Origin of the sequence: Palleronia pontilimi (assembly GCF_016412875.1) — a bacterium.
In the GTDB taxonomy this organism is placed as follows: Bacteria; Pseudomonadota; Alphaproteobacteria; order Rhodobacterales; family Rhodobacteraceae; genus Palleronia; species Palleronia pontilimi.
In genome coordinates, this window is sequence record NZ_JAEKPD010000025.1 from 15579 (window position 1) to 32665 (window position 17087).

Sequence of the window (17087 nt, forward strand, 5' to 3'; positions counted from 1 at the left end):
GTAGCCAAGGAGACCAAGCGATGCCCGAATACCTGCGCCCCGGCGTCTACATTCAGGAGACCTCGTTCCGCGGCAAGCCGATCCAGGGCGTGAGCACCTCGACCGCCGGTTTCGTCGGTGCCACCCGCACCGGACCCGAGGGCAAGGCGACCTTCGTGTCCAGCTACGCGCATTTCAAGCGGCTGTTCGGCGACCCGATCGCGCCGGTGCAGAACCTCGGCGACTACATGGGCTATGCGGTCAAGGCGTTCTTCGAAAACGGCGGCTCGCGCGCCTATGTCGTCCGGGCGCTGTCCGGTGCGGCCGTGGCCTCGGCCGTGGCGATCGAGCAGGGCACGGTGCTGAAGCTCGCCCCCGGCGTGACGGTGCGCGGCCCGACCACCAGCCTGCGGCTGAACGCGCTGCGCGGCGTGACCGTGGGCACGGTGCTGCACGTCTTCACCCGGCCCGACGCCAACAGTCCCTTCGCCGAGACCCGTCAGCTGAACGTGCAGGGCTACGATCCGCAGCGCGACAGCATCACCGTCGCGGCGGGCGAGATCCCGGCGGGCGTCAGCCTCAGCCCGTCGAACACCGTGTTCCTGATCGGTGGCATGGCCCCCGCCAACGCCAATCCGCTGGGCGGCGGCGCCAGCTTCACCGCGCGCCATCGCGGCGTGGACGGCGACCGCATCTCGGTCGAGATCCGGCCGCGCGACCGGGCGCCGGTCGCGCTGACCTCGGTCTCTGCGGTGCGCCAGGACCCGCCGCTGACGCTCGATGCGGGACAGTTCCCGCTCGCGGCGGGCGCCGTCGCGCTGCAGTTCGACTCGGCCTCGCTGCGGCGGCTGCGTGTCGGCGATAGCATCGGCGTCGGCACCTCGTCGGGGCTGGTGATCCAGGCCATCGCGGATGGCGCCGCGGATCTCGGCGTGGTCGGCGGCGGCAACGGCAACGACCACAGCGCGGGCGCCACGGTCACGCTGGTCTCGCGCGGGGGGGCGGCGCTGCCGACGCCCCTGCAGCTGGCCGACGCCGCGGCCGGGGCGGGGCTGGGGATCGACATGTCCGGCGCCAACAGCTTCCCCGGCGTCGCGCTCGACCACGACACGGCGATGCTGTTGCGGCCCGCTGACGTGATCCGGCTGGATACCGGCGGCGTGACCACCGACCTCACCGTGACCGCCGCGCAGGTGGCCGAGGAAATCGCGCCGGGCGCCCATGTCACCCTGGCCGCGCCGGGGCTGGCGGCGGCCGAGGCGGGCCCGGTGGACCCGGAGCTCGAGGCCGCGTCGCCCGGCGCCGCGGCGTTGCCGGCGGCGGCGCAGATGAGCCGTCTCTACCTCGGCGACGTATCGGGCTTCGTCGCCCCCAACCGCGCCGGCGCGCTCGAGGCGGTGGCGATCAGCGACGGCGGCAATATCGACACCGGCCATATCCGCCTGGTTGACCCCGCCACCAGCGCGCTCTGGATCGCGACCGCGGCGGGCGAATACCCCACCAACGTGGCCGCCGACGACTATGCCACCGTCGAGGTGCTGCAGGTCGCCGCCGATGGTGACGCCAGCGTGCGCGTCGCCTCGACCGCCGCCTTCTACACCGGCGCCAAGGTCGAGCTGGACACCGGCACCGCCAAGATCGAGCGCATCGTGGCCAGCATCGACGGCGCCGCCCGCCGGGTGACCTTCACCGCCGGGCTGCCGCTGGGCGCGGGCAACACCATCGATCTGGACCCGGATCCGAACAACCGCCGGGTCTACCTGCGCACCTGCGAGATCGACGTGGCGATCCTGGAGAACGGCGTCGTGTCGGAGATCTTCGAGGGCCTGACCTGGAACTCCGATCCGGCCACCGACGCGGGGATGCGCTATTACGTGGACCGCATCAACGACGACGAGGTCGGCTCGGCGCTGGTGCGCGTCGCCGCCGCGCCCGCGCCGGGGCTGGGCTTTGCCGAGGCGCCTGTGAACGCCAACGGCCAGCCGAAACCGCTGACCGGCGGCGACAACGGCCCGGCGCTCACCGAGCTCGACCTGATCGGCGCCGACAACGGCCCCGGCCAGCGCACCGGCATCCAGGCCCTGGGCGAACGCGACGACATCTCGATGGTCGCGGTGCCCGGCGTGGTGGCCGAGACGGTGCAGGGCGCGCTGATCACCCATTGCGAGAAGCTGCTCTACCGCATCGCGGTGCTGGACGCGCCGCTGACCGCGCTCGACGTCACCGCGCTGCAGTCCCATCGCAACAACTACGACAGCAAGTACGCGGCCTATTACGCGCCTTGGGTGCGGGGTCTGAACCCGGTCAACGGCAGGATCGAGAGCTTCCCGCCCTCGGCCTACGCGATGGGGATCTACGCCCGCACCGACAACACCGTGGGCGTGCACAAGGCGCCGGCGAACGAGGTGGTGCGCAACATCACCGACGTGGTGCTGCCGTTCACCGGGTCTGAACAGGACGCGCTGAACCCGGTCGGGATCAACCTGATCCGCGACCTGGCGCCGCGCGGCATCCGGATGTGGGGCGCGCGCACCATCTCGTCCGACCAGGAATGGAAATACGTCAACGTCCGGCGGCTGTTCATCTTCCTCGAGCACTCGATCGACAAGGGCACCCAATGGGTGGTGTTCGAGCCGAATTCCGAGGCGCTGTGGGCCAAGGTGGTCGAGACCATCACCTCGTTCATGACCGGGGTGTGGAAGAGCGGCGCGCTGATGGGCACGACGCCCGAGGAGGGCTTCTTCGTGACCTGCGACCGCACCACGATGACCCAGGACGACATCGATAACGGGCGGCTCGTCTGCGAGATCGGCGTCGCGCCCGTCTACCCGGCCGAATTCGTGATCTTCAAGATCGGCCAGTTCACCGCCTCCAGCAGCTAACAGGGCCGACCCACGAGGAGAGTTGATCCATGGCAACCGAACGCGCCAACAAGAACCCCTATTCGAACTTCAACTTCATCGTCGAGTTCGACGGGATGGAAGAACTGGCCTTTGCCGAGGTCACCGGGCTCGACAGCGAAACCACGCCGATCGAGTACCGCGAGGGGGCGGACGCGACCAGCGCCATGCGCCAGCTGCCCGGAGTCGAGAAATACCCGCCGGTCCAGCTCAAGCGCGGCATCACCGGTAGCCTGAAGCTGTGGGAATGGCGCAAGGAGGTGCGCGACGGCGGCAGCACCTTCCCGCCGACCAAGACCGTCACCGTCAAGCTTGTGGACGAGAAGCACGACCGCAACGCGCCGGCGATGACCTGGACGCTGACCAATGCCTGGCCGACCAAGCTGACCGGCCCGTCGCTCACCGCCAAGGGCAACGACTATGCCGTGGAACAGCTCGACCTGGTCCACGAGCGGCTGGACGTGAGCTGAGGTCGGCATGTCGCAGTCCTACTCCATCCCCGGTGTCTACCGCCGCCCCAAGCCGCGGGCCGAGGGCTTCCCGCGGATCCGGACGGACGTGGTGGGGATGGTGGGCGCCGCGGGTCCGCAGCATCTGCACCAGGCCGTGGCGGTGGACGACTGGAAAGGCTATGTGGCCGCGTTTCGCGAGGCGGAGGACGGCGCGCCGATCCCGACCCCGGCGGGCAGCGCGCTCGACGGCGCGGTGCGGGATTTCTTCGCCAACGGCGGCCGCCGGGTGGTCATCGTGAACGTCGCCAGGCGGATCGACGCGGCCGAGCGACAGCGCTTCCTCAACGACATGATGGGGATCGGCGAGCGCGCCGAGCCGCATGGGCTCGAGCAGCTTCTGCGCCATCACGAGGTCTCGCTGGTCACGCTGCCCGATCTCGACGCCTCCGAGACGGTGGAAGAGGACCGGTACGAGCCGGACCTGCCGCCGCGGCCGGCCTGTTTCGGTCCCTGCACCGGCCTCGATCGTGGCGGCCTTCCCGCGGCGCAACGCGCCAAGGCCTCCGAGGTTGTCCGCAGGCTGTTTTCGGACGACGACGTATTCTGGGCGCAGCAATACCTGCTGGAACGGCTGGAGCGCACCCGCTGGAAATGGCTCGCGCTGCTGGCGCCGCCGCCCGGGCTGACCGCCGAGCAGGCGGTCGACTGGCGCCAGCGCCTGACCGCGCGCATGGGCGGCTCGGACCAGGGCGCACTCTACTGGCCCTGGCTGCTGGTCCAGGACAGCCCCGGGGCGCCGGTCGAGGCGCGCTCGCCCGTGGGTGCCGTCGCCGGCGTCTTCGGCGCCACCGATATCGCCGAGGGCCCCCATGTCGCGCCGGCCAACAAGGTGCTGGTCGGGGTCGTCGGGCTGCAGACGCCGGTGGGCGACCGCGAGAACCGGCTCGCCTACGACGCTGGGCTCAACGTGCTGCGCGCGCGGGCCGGGCGCGGCATCCACATCTGGGGCGCGCGCACCCTGCTGTGGCTGTCCGAGCTCTCGGCGGCCGACCCGCTGGCCTTCGTGCCCGGCCGCCGCTGTCTCTCGGCGCTGGCGCGCACCTCCGAGGTGGTCGGCCAGCCGCTGGTGTTCGAGCCCAACACGCCGATCCTGCGCATCCGGCTTCACCAGATCATGACCGGCTACCTGCTGAGCGTCTACGAGACCGGCGCGCTCAAGGGCACGGCCCCGGAACAGGCCTTCTTCGTCCAGGTCGAGACGGTCGAGGACAGCCTTGAGGGCTTTCTGGAATGCACCATCGGGGTGGCGCTGGCGGCCCCGGCGGAATTCATCGAGTTCCGCATCGGCCGCGAAGGCGGCGTGATCGAAACGGCGGAGGCAGCCTGATGGTGGATTTCCCGCTCGTCCAGCCGGTGATGAAGGTCAACTTCTTCGTCACAATGTGGGACACGCCGGATTCGAACGACGGCGGCGTCATCGGCGGGCTGACCACGGCGGCGACGGCGGTTCTGAATGCCGCGGTGCCGTTCCTGGCCGGCGGCTTCCGCAGCGTCGAGGGGCTCGACGCGATCAACGAGCTGGTCACGCATCAGGAAGGCGGCAACAACCACTCCGAGCACCGGTTCTACGACCGCTCGACATATGCCAAGATCGTGCTCAAGCGCGGCATCACCTTCAACACCGATCTTGCCGACTGGCAGAACCAGGTGACTTTGGGCGAGCGCAAGGTGCGCAAGAGCGGCACCATCATCCTGCTCGACAGCCGCAAGCTCTTCGAGGTGCCCAACGTCTCGGTCCCGATCCCGGGGCAGTACTTTCCCGTCGCCTCTTGGACCTTTCACAACGCGCTGCCCGCGAAGCTGGCCGGCCCGATGCTGGATGCCACGGCGAGCGAGGGCGATCTGGTGGCGGTCGAGACGCTGGAGCTGCACGCCGAGAAGATCGAGCGGCTATCGCTGTCGCTGATCCCCGGCGTGGCGGATCTGAACTCGGCGCTCTCGGGGCTCGTCGGCCTTGCCGGCGGCGCCTCCGCGGCCGGACTTTCGGCCGGCGCCGGCGCGCTGGCCGCGCTGTGAGGGGGCCGCGATGACCCTGCGCCGCGCCACGCTCCAGAACATCTCGCAGGACGGCCAGGATCCGGTCACGGTGATGTACAATCCCAAAGAGCTGATCGTCACCTCGAACATGCTCTACCCGGACATCTCGGTGCCGGGGCTGTCGGTGCCGCTGACCCAGTTCGTGCGGGGCGAGCCGCGCACGCTCGAGGCCGAGCTGTTCCTCGACCGCTCGAACACCGGCGAGTCGCTCAACGACGACCTCGACGCGCTGCGCGCCTTCGTGCGCATCAACGGAGAGCTGCACGCGCCGCCGGTCTGCCGCTTCGCATGGGGGGATGCGGATCTGAACCTCGCCGAGGGCGACGAGAAGTTCTTCGACGGCGTCGTCACCGAGTTCAAGGAGAAGTTCCAGATGTTCGACGAGGCGGGCAAGGTCCTGCGCGCCCGCGTCACCGTCAAGCTCAAGGAATACGTCCCCGCGGACCTGCAATACACCCGGATCAATCCCCAGTCGCCGGACCGGACCAAGGTGCGCACCGTGCGCGCCGGCGACCGCTACGACCTGATCGCCGCCGAGGAATACGGCGACCCTGCGCTCTGGAGGGTGCTGGCGGCACACAACGGCGACGGGCGGCCGCGGCTTCTGGCCCCCGGCACCACCATCGAGATCCCGTCGCTATGACAGAAGGGCAGCCAGGATGACCGATATCGAGATCGGCACCGTCGACACCACCATCGAGATCGAGCCCGAGGTCGACACCGCCGCGCCGCCGGCCGGCGGCGCGGCGGCGGGCGTCGCCGGCGGCGGCATGTCGGGCACCGACATCGCCCAGCTTCGCGCGCTGCTGCGGCCGATCATCATGGATCTGATGGCCGAGGAATACGACACCCTGCGGCGGATGATGGGCTAGGCCATGGACAGCGACCTGCACTCCCCCGAAGGCGCCGCGCCGGGCACCGCGTTCTTCGCCCCGCAGGTGCGGCTGGTGACGCCCGAGGGCACCGCGGTCGAGATCGACGGCAAGCCGATCGCCCCGGACATCGTCAGCGCCACCGTGACGCTGCCGGTGTCCGGCGTGGGCCAGCTGGAAGTGGTGCTGAACAACCAGCGCCACGACACGAACAACCGTCCGGTCTATCCGCCCTGGCGCTACAACAAGCTCGAGGCGTTGTCCTTCGGCAAGCGGGTGCGGCTCGACATGCGGTATGGTGCGGAGGGCTGGACGCCGATGATCCTGGCGCGGATCACCGATCTGGTGTTCCTGTATCCCTCGGCCTCCGGCGCGCAGATGACGCTGAAGGGCGAGGATCTGGCGAGCCTGCTGAAGGTCAAGCCGACCGAGAACATCGTGCACCCCAACCGGCACGAGATGGACATGGTCGAGGCCGAGATCAGCGCCGCCGGCGCCGGCCTGACGGTGGTGGGGCCGACCCCGCGCAACACCTTCTCCGAGCCGCTGGCGACGCTGACCCACGAGCAGGCCAAGACCCATCTGGAATTCATCCAGAGCCTGGCGACGCGGATGGATTTCGAGGTCTTCATGGCCTTCGACAACCCCGATCCCGGTACCGCCGCGCCGAACCCGACCGAGCCGGACGCGCGCAGTGTCAGCTTCCACTTCGTCCCCGCCCGGTCCGGGACGCTGGAAGACATGGTGACGCTGCAATGGGGCCGCGACATCGTCGAGTTCGCTCCCGCCTTCAAGGTCTGGGACATCCTGACCGGCGCGACCGCGGGCGGCAGCGTGCCGCGCGGGCGCGGCAGCTTCACCGCCACTGTCACCGCCGCCGACGCCATCAACGACCTGCACCCCGCCCCCGGCGGGCCGACGCCGATCAACGCCGCGACCGCGCGCGAGAACGCCTTCGACGAGGAGAACCGGCCGCAGGAGAATGTCGAGCAGATCTCGGTCTCGAACATCGACGAGGAACGCGCCCGGCGCCAGGCCGAGGCCAAGGTCCGCGCCTCGGCCCGGCAGTTCCTGACGGCAGAGCTGACCACGATCGGCTTCACCCGGCTGCGGCCGGGGATCCACGTCAACCTCGAGGGGCTCTATCCGCCCTTCGACGGCATCTACTACGTCAACCAGACGGTCCATTCCCTGACCGCCGCCGGCTATATCACCAAGACCAGCCTGCGCCGGCCCGGGATGCTGGATGCGTCCGGCTATCCGGCAGCGGGGTAGGCCCATGCGACACAGCGTCTTTTCGGCCCTTCTCGACGACACCGACAGCCGCCGCCGCGGCGCCGGCCTGATCGGGCTGCGCTTCGCCGAGGTCAAGGAAATCACCGACGAGGGCTACGTGCTCGAATGGCTCTCGGGCGCGGACCGCTCGGCATCGGCGCCGGCGCGCGCGGCGAGCTTCATGGCCGGCAACGAACGCGGCGCCTACTTCCCCTTCGAGGTGGAGGACGAGGTGGTGGTCGGCTTCATCGAGGGCGACCGCGACCAGCCGGTGATCCTGGGCGCGCTGTGGTCGGAACAGGACCCCCCGCCGGAAGTTGCCGACACCAGCGGCGAGAACAAGACCCGCTCGATCACCTCGCGCTCGGGCCACGTGCTGATGTTCGACGACACCAGCGGGTCCGAGGTCGTCCGCCTGACCGCCAAGCCGCCCAATCAGGGCGGCCCGATGACGCTCGAGATGGATGTCGCGGGCGGCAAGGTGACGCTGTCGACTGGCGGCACGGTCGACCCGCTGATGCTCGAGCTCGATGCCACGGGCGGCAAGGTGACGCTGCAGTTCAATGCAAGCAACAAGATCGAGCTGAGCGCCGAGGGCGTGAAGGTCACCGGCACGAAGATCGATCTGAATTGAGGGGAAGGGAATGATCGTCGAGCCCGCAGAAAACGCACCTCCGCATTTCTTCCTGATCGGCGTGCGCGCGCCGAACGGCGGGGCGCAGGATGATGGCGCGGGCGGCGTGAGCCATGAAGATGTCGGGACGATCGCGCTGCGCGCCGGCGTCGATTTCTCCGGGGCGCCGCTCGCCAATCCGGGCGAGGTGGCCACCGACGACGCGGCCTATGCGGACATGCCCGACGGCGGCCCGTTCCGGCACGAGGCCGATATCGCCACCTACAAGCCCCGGCCCGACGTGATCGTGGTCGACGACCTTCCCGCGATCCTGACGCCGCTCCAGATGGCCGATCTGGGCCTGGGCGATCCGGTGGATGTCTCCGAGGCGTTCTACGGCCACCTGGCGGCGACCAACTTCGGCACGGTCCGGATCGACCGCGGCGCGGGCTTTGGCGCCGCGGTGGCGCGGCCCTTCGGCTGGGCGAACCGCGGCGACGGTGGCGACGCCCCGACGCCTGGCACCCGCCAGGCGCTGGCCGGGACGCACCCGATTCCCGGCGGGGTGCCCCCCGCCCGACGCGAGCGCTACCTGGCCGAGTTCAACAAGGATGGCGGTGCCCACAAGCTGCCGATCGGCTACGACAACGCCTATCAGAACGGCGGCGCGCTGCCGGGCGAGGCGTTCTTCGCCCCCGGCGACCGGCTGCGCTTCGACGAGCTGGGCGCGCCGCCGCCGATCACCCTGACGATCCCCGCCGCGCCGCCGCTGACCGCGCGCGGCGAGGACGGTCCGCTGGACCCGCCGCTGCCGCTGACGCCGCTGGTCGACACCGTGGTCATGGACCGCGCCGCGCAGACCTTCACCCTGATCTGGCGCGCGACCTTCCCGTGGGAGGCGCGCCTGGAGACCGCACGCCTGGAGGTGGGCTGATGGGCAAGCCGATCACCACCGCGTCGAGCGGCACCTGCGTCGCTTTTCCCAACGTCTGCAAGACGCCGGTGCCGACACCGGCCGGGCCGCAGGACGTGCCGATCCCGTACCCCTCGATCGGGCAGCTCTCCTCGGCCGAGAAGCAGAGCGGCGATCCCACCGTCTTTGCCGGCGGCGACCCGGTGGTGACCACCGATTTCGAGATCGCGGACACCACGGGCGATGCCGCCGGAACCTCGGGCGGGGTCAAGTCCGGGGGGCAGGGCGGGCCGGTGACCTTCCCGTCCGGATCCGGCTCGGTCAACGCCCAGACCTATCCGGTGGTGCGCATGTTCGACCAGACCGAGCAGAACGACGGCAACTGCACCGGGACCTGCCTTGGCGGGATTCCGACGATCAGGGTGGGGGGCTAGGCCATGGCGAGCACCGATCCGCGCCTGACGGGCAAGCGCCGGCACCTGGGCAAGGGCTGGGCGTTCCCGGTGCGGCCGGTGGGCGGCAGGCTGGTCTATGCCGAGTACGAACAGGACATCGAGCAGGCGGTCGAGATCATCCTGCGCACCGACCCCGGCGAACGGGTGATGGAGCCCGGCTTCGGCGCCGGGCTGCGCAGCTTCCTGTTCGCCGGCAACTCCTCGGTGACCCACCGCCGGGTCGAGCAGGCGGTCACCCGCGCGCTGCTGATGCAGGAGCCCCGGATCGAGGTGAAGAAGGTCGCCGCCCGCGCCGCAGCGGGCGAACCGAACCTGATGGAGATCGAGGTCGACTACGTCGTGCGCCGCTCCAACGCCTTCTACAACCGCGTCTATCCCTTCTATCTGAACGAGGCGGACTGAGCCATGCCGCTGACCCCTCCACCGCTCGACGATCTCGACTACGCCACGGTCGAGACGATGCTGCGCGAACGCATCCCGCTGGTCGCCCCCGACTGGACCGACCACAACGACAGCGATCCGGGCATCGCGCTGATCCAGCTTTTCGCGCATCTCTCGGAGCAGCTCGGCTATCGGCTCAACCGGGTGCCGGAAAAAACCTATCTCGAGTTCCTCAAGCTCGTCGGCGTGCGCCTCGCCCCGGCCAAGGCCGCGCGCACCCGCATCGCCTTCACCCTGTCGAAGCCCGCCAATGCCGAGGCGGTGCTGGTGCCGGCCCACTCCCGGATCACCGCGAAGGCGGGCGGCGACGGCCCGCCGCCGGTCTTCGAGACCGACCGCGCGCTCGACGTGCTGCCGGCGCAGATCGCGGCGCTGGTGACGGTCCGCGACGGCCTGTTCGACATTAACGGCAGCGGCGATGCCGGCCCGACCGCCGCCGACGAGGTGGCGGCGGACTACATCGCCACGCGTTATGCGCTGGCCTGGGACGGCAAGACGCCCAAGCTGAAGGATATGGCGACCAAGCCGGTGCGGCTGTTCATGGCACCCGAGGAGGCCGAGCACCGCGTGCTCTGTATCGGGCTCGCCTTCAGCCAGTTGCGCTCGGCCGGGTTCCTGGGCGCCCGTGCCTCGCTGCACCTGCAGATCGACCAGGACGAGGAACCGACGCCCGAGGCCCAGGTCGAGGCCGGCGCCACCGCGCTGTCGGTCGTCAACGCCTTCGCCGAAGGCCCGCCGATGGTCGACTACGACTACTACCGCCCGCCGCGCCCGGGCGAGGCCTCGGGCAGCTGGCAGCCGCTGACGGTGCTGAGCGACGGGACCGACGGCTGGACCCAGTCGGGCACCGTCCGCTTCGACGTGCCCGAGCGCATCGGCCCGGCGCCGCTGACCGAGTGGCAGGAGGTCGAGACCGATCTGGCGCACCCCTTCCTCGAGGCGGTCAAGACGCCGGTCCGGGACACGCCGGCCGAGGCGCCGATCAGCGGCTGGATCCGGGTCCGGTTTCCGGTCCCGCCGATGATCGCGGTCCGGTCGCTCAGCTTCAACACCGTCGAGGCGGCGAACCTGGAAACCATCCGCGCCGAGCGCCTCGGCCGCGGCACCGGGCTGCCGGGGCAGGCGCTGAGCTTCACCAAGCCCAACGTCGACGCCGCCTCGCTGCGGCTGATCAGCCGGGACCGGACCCGCGCCGACGAGATTCTGAGCTGGGCCGAGGTGCCCGATTTCGACGCCGCCGGTCCCGAGGACCGGGTGTTCGTGCTGGACGCAGAGGCGGGCGTGGCGATCTTCGGCGACGGGCTGCGCGGCCGCCCGCCCACCAGCACCGAGCTGATGATCGCCGAGATCTACCGCCACGGCGGCGGCACCAAGGGCGATGTCGACACCGCCGCGGTGGCCCAGCCGGCGGGGCTGCCCAATGCGATCGAGGCCGCCTTCAACATCGTGCCTGCCCGCGGCGGCGCCGAGGCCGAAAGCCTCGAGACCGCCAAGACCCGCGCCCCGGCCGCCTATCGCCGCCGCGGCCGCGCGGTGACCGCGGCGGATTTCCGCGAGGCCGCCGAAGAGGCGCCCGGCGTGCGCGTCGCCCGCGCCCATGTGGTGCCGCTGCGCCGGCCGCATCCGGGCGGCCACCAGATCGGCGGGCTCGACGCGCCCGGGCTCGACATGGCGACCGAGGCGCCGGGCGCGCTTTCGGTCATCGTGGTACCGCAGGCCCCCGGCGACTACCCGATGCCCACCAACGGCGAGCTGTCGGCGGTTGCCGCGCATCTCGATACCCTGCGCCTGCTGACGACCGAGGTGCACGTGACCACGCCGCAATACGTGCGGCTCTTCAACATGCAGGTCGCGGTGCGGGCGCAGCCGGGATATGCCGAGACGCTGCTGCGCGAGACGATCATGGACCGCCTGCGCACGCGCTGCCACGTGCTGACGGGTGGCACGGACGGCAAGGGCTACGGCTTCGGCGCCGCCCTGCACCACGCCGATCTGGTGGCCGAGACCATGCGCGTGCCAGGGGTGGCGCGGGTCGAGGGGCTCGATTGCCTGGTCGACGGCCGCACCCCCGACGACGCCGAGCGCACGCTGGAATGGCGGATCGAGCGGCGGCTGGTGAAGCGGCTGACGAATTGCCCGGCGGCGGGCGTAGCGACCGATGTCGACCGCATCGTGCTGCTGCCCGACGAGGTGCCGTTCGTCGATCCGGTCTCGCTGCTGGTGTCCGTGGTGGGCGCGCCATGAGCGGCTCGGTCCTCCTTGACCGGCTGCGGCCGGGGCGCGACGCCAACGACACGTCCTGGGTGATCCTGAGGGGCGCGCGCGGCTGGGCGCAGGCGCTGGGGCAGGGGGTCGTCTGGAACGCCGCCCGCGACGGGCTGGAGCTGGCGCCGCGCGCGCGGCCCGAGCTGGCCGAGGACTGGCTGCCGCTCGCGCCGGTGGTCGGTCCCGACGGCACGCTCTATCGCTGCGATCCCGAGCGCGACCTGCTGCTGGCGAAGCGCGCCTGCGATCCCGATTTCGCGCCGGTGCCCGGGCTCGGCGGCCCCGGCTTCGCCACCGGCCGGTTCCGCATGCCCGCCGGGGTGGCGGTGGACCGGCGCGGCCGGGTCTACGTGGCCGATGCCGGCAATGCGCGGGTGCAGGTGGTCGACCCGAAGGCCGCGGCGGTGGTCGCGGTGCTGCAGGACGGGCTGTCGCTGCCGGTGCACGTGGCGCTGGGGCGCTGCGGCACGATCTACGTGGCCGACGCGGGCAACGGCGCGATCCATGTCTTCGGCGCCGATTTCACGCCCCGCGCCGCGTTGCCGCTGGCCACCCGCGACCCGGTCACGGACGCGCTCTGGACGGCACCGCCCGCGCCCCGGCCGCTGGCCGTCGCGGTGCTGCCGGGCGGCACGCTGGTCGCCTTCGATCCCGCCCGCGCCTGGCTGTGGCACATGACCTGCACGGGCGCGGCGCTGCCGGCGCAGCCCTGGCCCGATCCCTGGCCCGAGGGCTGGTCGCCCGCTGCGCGCCGCTTCGCGTCCGAGGCCGAGGTGGTGCTGGGCCCGATCGACGGCGGCAGCCACGACCTGGCCTGGCACCGGGTGCTGGTCGAGGCGGACCTGCCCGCGGGCAGCGCGCTCGAGGTCCAGAGCTTCGCCGCCAACCGGGTCGATCCGCCCCCCGCGGCGCTGTGGGCGCCCGCGCGGCCGGTGCCGATGCCGGCTGCCGCCGCCGACCGGCCGGGGGCCGCCTATGACCGGCTGGTGCTGGCCGATCAGGGCGGCTGGGCGCTCTGGCGCCCCGGCCGCCTGACCCGCGCCGCGCCCACGCTGGCGGAGCTGCAGGGCACCGGCCCGGACGGCACCGACGAGCTGACGCTGCCCGCCGGGGCCGCGGCCCGCGTCGTGCCCGGCGACGTGCTGCGCCTGACCACGCCCGCGGGCGGCAGCGCCGAAGTCACCGTCACGGGCGCCGGCGCCGGCGCCTGCAGCCTGGCCTTGAGCGGGCCCGAAGCCGCCTTCCTCGCCCCGCTCGCGCTGCACCTGATCCGGCGCGACGGCGACGCGCTGCCCTTCGGGCCCTTCGATCTGGGCTTCCTGGTCGATCCGGGCCAGGCGGCGCTGCCCGGCACCGCCCGCGACGGCCGGCCCGAGCCCGCGGCGCTGCCGCACGCGCTCGCCGCCTTCCTGCGCCCGGGTGACATCCTGTCCTTCGGTGGAGCAGAGCCCGCGCGCGCCGAGGTGCTGGAACTGCCGTCCGTGCCGGTGACTTTCAAGCTGGCCGCCGATGTCCCCGGCGACTTCCGCGACTGCACGGTGGCGCTGTCCGCCCCGCAGGGCCGGCTGGTGGTGCGCGAGCCGCTGCCCGATCTCGGCCCCCGGCCCGCGGGGCAGGAGGTCACCGTGATCCAGGACGCGCTATTCGAGCGCCACGCGCTGGCCTGGCAGGGCGCGGACACGCTGTGGCTGGCCGCGCCGCTGGCCGGCGCCATCACCCAGGCGGGCTGTACCAATGCCCGGTTCCCGGAACCCGAGGCGACCGATCGCGGCCGCTACCTGTGGCTACGGCTGCGCCTTGTCGGGCGCGGGCTGCCGGCCCCCGACGGGGTCGGGCCGCCGGTGCTGGCCGACGCCACGCCGCTGATCCGGTCGCTGCGGGTCACCGGGCCGCGGCCGAGCCTGCTGCACTGGCTGCCGCAGGTCTTCGCCTATCGCGACCCGATGCAGGAGCCGCCGGGCGGCAATTTCCTGGAACGCTTCCTGGCGCTGTTCGAGGGCCAGTTCACCCGGATCGAAGAGGCGCTCGACAGCGTCCAGCGGCTGATGAACCCGGCGGCGGCGGATCCCGATTGGCTCGATTACGTCGCCTCCTGGCTCGATCTGGCCTTCGACCCCTCCTGGCCCGTGGCGCGGCGCCGGCAGCTGGTGATCGAGGGCGCCGATCTGCAGGCCGGGCGCGGAACGCCGGCGGCGCTGCGCCGCTATCTCGAGATCTACACCGGCGCCCCGGTCGGCATCGCCGAGGACTTCCGCCGCCGTCCGCCGCCGCCGATGCAGCTGGGCGCGCGCGGCGCCCTCGGCGTGGCGCCGATCGGGCCGGGCGTCGACGACCCGGAACGCTTCGCACACCGCTTCACCGTCACGGTGCAGCTGCCCGCCGGCATCGACCGGCGCACTGCGACCACGGCGGTGCGCGAGATCATCGACCGGATGAAGCCGGCGCAGACGCTCTACACGCTCGACGCGGGGCGCGCCCGGGCGCGGCGGATCGGCATCGACATGTCGATCGGCGCCATCGTGATCCCGGGGCCGACCCGCGCCGCCCCCTGTGCCTGCGACCCCGAGGCCGCGCCTGGGCCCCGCCCGCACCCCGGCCACGTGCCCGGCGGCTTCCGGCTGGGCGGGCGGCTGGGGCACGGCCCGGTGTCCGAGACCCGATTGCAAGGAGGGTGACCATGTCGAAATGGCGAAGCCTGAACCAGTTGCGCGCCTGCGAGGACGCCGCCTGCGGTCTGCCCGCCGGGTTCTTCCGCCTGCGGTATTTCCACGGCAAGGAGATGCGGCTGGCCGACTATGTCGACGAGCAGCGCTACCACGCCGGCAAGATGCGGTTTCACAACGAAAAGCTGCACGGCGCGGGGATCCTGTGCGGGCTGAAACTGTCGGTGCTGCAGCCCGAGGGCACGGCGCTGCGGGTGGCGAAGGGGGCCGCGCTTGACGATTGCGGGCGCGAGATCGTGGTGGGCTTCGACCAGTGCGTCGACGTCGCCGCCTGGTTCGCGCGGCAGGCCTACGAGATGCAGGGGCAGGACGACAATCCCTGCGCGCCCGACGCCGAGAACCGGGTCAAGCTGTGCGTGCTCATCCGCTATGCCGAATGCGTCGGCGGCCCCGAGCCGGCGCCGCCCGCGCCTTGCCCGCCGCCCGATCCGTGCGCCTGCGGCGGCGGCGGCGCCTGCGGTTGCGCCACGCCGACGCGCGCGGCCGATCCCTGCGCCGAGGGCGCCGAGTTCGGCCGGGTCGCCGAGGAGTTTGAGCTGCGCCTGATGTTCGCCGACGAGGCGCGGCGGGTGTCGCACCACGAGCTGTTTCCGGACGCCGCCGAGATCGACGCCGCGCTGGCCGGCGCGGCGCCGACCGTGGGTCTGCTGTCGGCGCTGGCGCCGGCGATCCGGGCGCGCTGTCCGGCGGCGGATGACGGCTGGCTGCTGCTGGGCTGTTTCCACGTCCGGGTCGAGGCCAACGACCCCGCCCGGGTGGTGGCGATCGAGGATGTCGACCACGGCGCCGCCGCGCAGGTGCTGCTTTCGACCGAGGTGATCCAGTACCTGCTGGGCGGGCTGATCGACGAGGTCGGCCCGGGCATGGCGGGGCCGCGGGTCGGCGGCATCGGCATGCGGCTGCTGCCCGACGGGCGCTACCAGATCGCGCTTGGCCTCACCGCGCAGATCGAGCCCACCTCGCTGGAGCCCGAGGCAAGCTTCCAGATCCGCGCGATGAGCGCGACCGGCTGGCAGGTGCCGGCGGCCAACGCGATGGTCGCCACCTACGGCACCGCCATTGCCGGTGATCATCACCTCGAGGGGCCGACGATCTATCTCGCCTTCAACAACGCCAACGGCTTTCTCGCCGAGGGCGGGCGCTACGAGCTCTTCGCGACCGAGGAAGTCGCCCCGATCGTCGACGACAAGCTGCGCCGACTGCGGCCGCGGCACCTGTCCTGGCGCTTCGGCCTGACCACCGATCCGGGCACCGGCGCGCTGCAGATGCAGCCGCTGGGCGGCTGACCGCGGGAAAGGGGGACGCCATGGCAGAGAACACCGAACGCGAGGAGGCCGAAAAGCGGCTGAACGCGCGGATGAAGTTCCTGGCGCAGGGGATCGAGATGCTGCGCGCCGGTGGCCAGGCGGCCGGCAAGGTGTCGCTGGCCGCCCTGTGCGGCAGCATCCCGCTGATGGAGGCCTATTCCGGCGTCCGGGCGGCGGAGTTCGAGCCGATCGGGGACGAGACGCCGGACGAAGAGCCGGCCTTCCTCGGCCTCGACCGCGGCCAGGCGGCGGTGGTCAGGGCGGCGGGCGCCAAGGTGCTGCTGGAGGCGATCCAGATCGCCTCGATCACCGATCCGATCATCAAGGACGCGCCGCGCTTCACGCCGTTCAACGACAAGGGCGAGCGGCAGGCGCCGCATCTGATGCACCTGCTGGCCTTCGGCGCGATGGTCCAGCGCCTGTGGGGCGACGACTGGCTGAAACCGCCCGCGGCCGAGCCGCCGCAAATCCTCTACGACCCCACGCTGACCGTGGCCTACGTCGCCACGGCGCCCGGCGAATACGCCGTGGCCTCGGCCCCGCTCGCGCCGCGAGAGATAAGGAGATACGCGATGAGACGCCGCGCCATGAACCAGCCGCCGCTTGCGATGCTGGCCACCTACTCGGATCCCACCTCGATCGTCGCCGCCCCCGCCACCGGCCAGCCGATGATGATGACGAGCCAGCCGATGGCGATGTCCGGCCAGCCGATGGCGATGTCCGGCCAGCCGATGGCGATGTCCGGCCAGCCGATGGCGCGCATGCGCTCGGGCGCGGGCATGACCCACATGGCGC

15 protein-coding genes are annotated in these 17087 nt (G+C 71.6%); all 15 read left to right on the top strand.

Annotation, left to right across the window (positions count from 1 at the left end; genetic code table 11):
- The first annotated feature begins 20 nt into the window (after positions 1-20).
- Positions 21-2861 (top strand): phage tail sheath family protein, encoded by a 2841-nt coding sequence (locus ILP92_RS17000; RefSeq protein ID WP_198917610.1) that lies wholly within the window; start codon positions 21-23, stop codon positions 2859-2861.
- 29 nt (positions 2862-2890) lie between these two features.
- Positions 2891-3349 carry a phage tail protein gene (locus ILP92_RS17005; protein ID WP_198917611.1) on the top strand — a complete coding sequence of 153 codons (459 nt, stop codon included), beginning with the start codon at positions 2891-2893 and terminating at the stop codon, positions 3347-3349.
- Positions 3350-3356: 7 nt separating this feature from the next.
- A complete protein-coding gene (locus ILP92_RS17010; RefSeq protein ID WP_198917612.1) occupies positions 3357-4718 on the top strand; it encodes a phage tail sheath subtilisin-like domain-containing protein in 1362 nt (453 codons plus the stop codon).
- Positions 4718-5407 carry a phage tail protein gene (locus ILP92_RS17015; RefSeq protein ID WP_198917613.1) on the top strand — a complete coding sequence of 230 codons (690 nt, stop codon included), beginning with the start codon at positions 4718-4720 and terminating at the stop codon, positions 5405-5407. Before ILP92_RS17010 ends, ILP92_RS17015 begins: the two co-directional genes overlap by 1 nt.
- A 10-nt stretch (positions 5408-5417) precedes the next feature.
- A complete protein-coding gene (locus ILP92_RS17020) occupies positions 5418-6071 on the top strand; it encodes a CIS tube protein (RefSeq protein ID WP_198917614.1) in 654 nt (217 codons plus the stop codon).
- A gap of 16 nt (positions 6072-6087) precedes the next feature.
- On the top strand, positions 6088-6300 hold the full coding sequence (locus ILP92_RS17025) for a hypothetical protein (RefSeq protein ID WP_198917615.1): 213 nt from the start codon (positions 6088-6090) through the stop codon (positions 6298-6300).
- A 3-nt stretch (positions 6301-6303) separates the two neighbouring features.
- Positions 6304-7575, top strand: coding sequence for a phage late control D family protein (locus ILP92_RS17030; protein WP_198917616.1), 1272 nt, complete (start codon positions 6304-6306; stop codon positions 7573-7575).
- A 4-nt stretch (positions 7576-7579) separates the two neighbouring features.
- Positions 7580-8209 (top strand): phage baseplate assembly protein V, encoded by a 630-nt coding sequence (locus ILP92_RS17035; protein ID WP_198917617.1) that lies wholly within the window; start codon positions 7580-7582, stop codon positions 8207-8209.
- Positions 8210-8219: 10 nt separating this feature from the next.
- Positions 8220-9122 carry a hypothetical protein gene (locus ILP92_RS17040; RefSeq protein WP_198917618.1) on the top strand — a complete coding sequence of 301 codons (903 nt, stop codon included), beginning with the start codon at positions 8220-8222 and terminating at the stop codon, positions 9120-9122.
- Positions 9122-9535, top strand: coding sequence for a PAAR-like domain-containing protein (locus ILP92_RS17045; protein ID WP_198917619.1), 414 nt, complete (start codon positions 9122-9124; stop codon positions 9533-9535). Before ILP92_RS17040 ends, ILP92_RS17045 begins: the two co-directional genes overlap by 1 nt.
- A gap of 3 nt (positions 9536-9538) precedes the next feature.
- On the top strand, positions 9539-9958 hold the full coding sequence (locus ILP92_RS17050) for a GPW/gp25 family protein (RefSeq protein WP_198917620.1): 420 nt from the start codon (positions 9539-9541) through the stop codon (positions 9956-9958).
- Positions 9959-9961: 3 nt separating this feature from the next.
- The gene (locus ILP92_RS17055; RefSeq protein ID WP_198917621.1) at positions 9962-12241 is read left to right on the top strand and encodes a putative baseplate assembly protein; all 2280 of its coding nucleotides are present in this window, start codon (positions 9962-9964) and stop codon (positions 12239-12241) included.
- Positions 12238-14937 carry a phage tail protein gene (locus tag ILP92_RS17060; protein WP_198917622.1) on the top strand — a complete coding sequence of 900 codons (2700 nt, stop codon included), beginning with the start codon at positions 12238-12240 and terminating at the stop codon, positions 14935-14937. Before ILP92_RS17055 ends, ILP92_RS17060 begins: the two co-directional genes overlap by 4 nt.
- Positions 14938-14939: 2 nt before the next feature.
- On the top strand, positions 14940-16271 hold the full coding sequence (locus tag ILP92_RS17065; RefSeq protein WP_198917623.1) for a hypothetical protein: 1332 nt from the start codon (positions 14940-14942) through the stop codon (positions 16269-16271).
- 20 nt (positions 16272-16291) lie between these two features.
- Positions 16292-17087: hypothetical protein (locus tag ILP92_RS17070; protein ID WP_198917624.1), on the top strand; the 796-nt coding region annotated here is incomplete at its 3' end.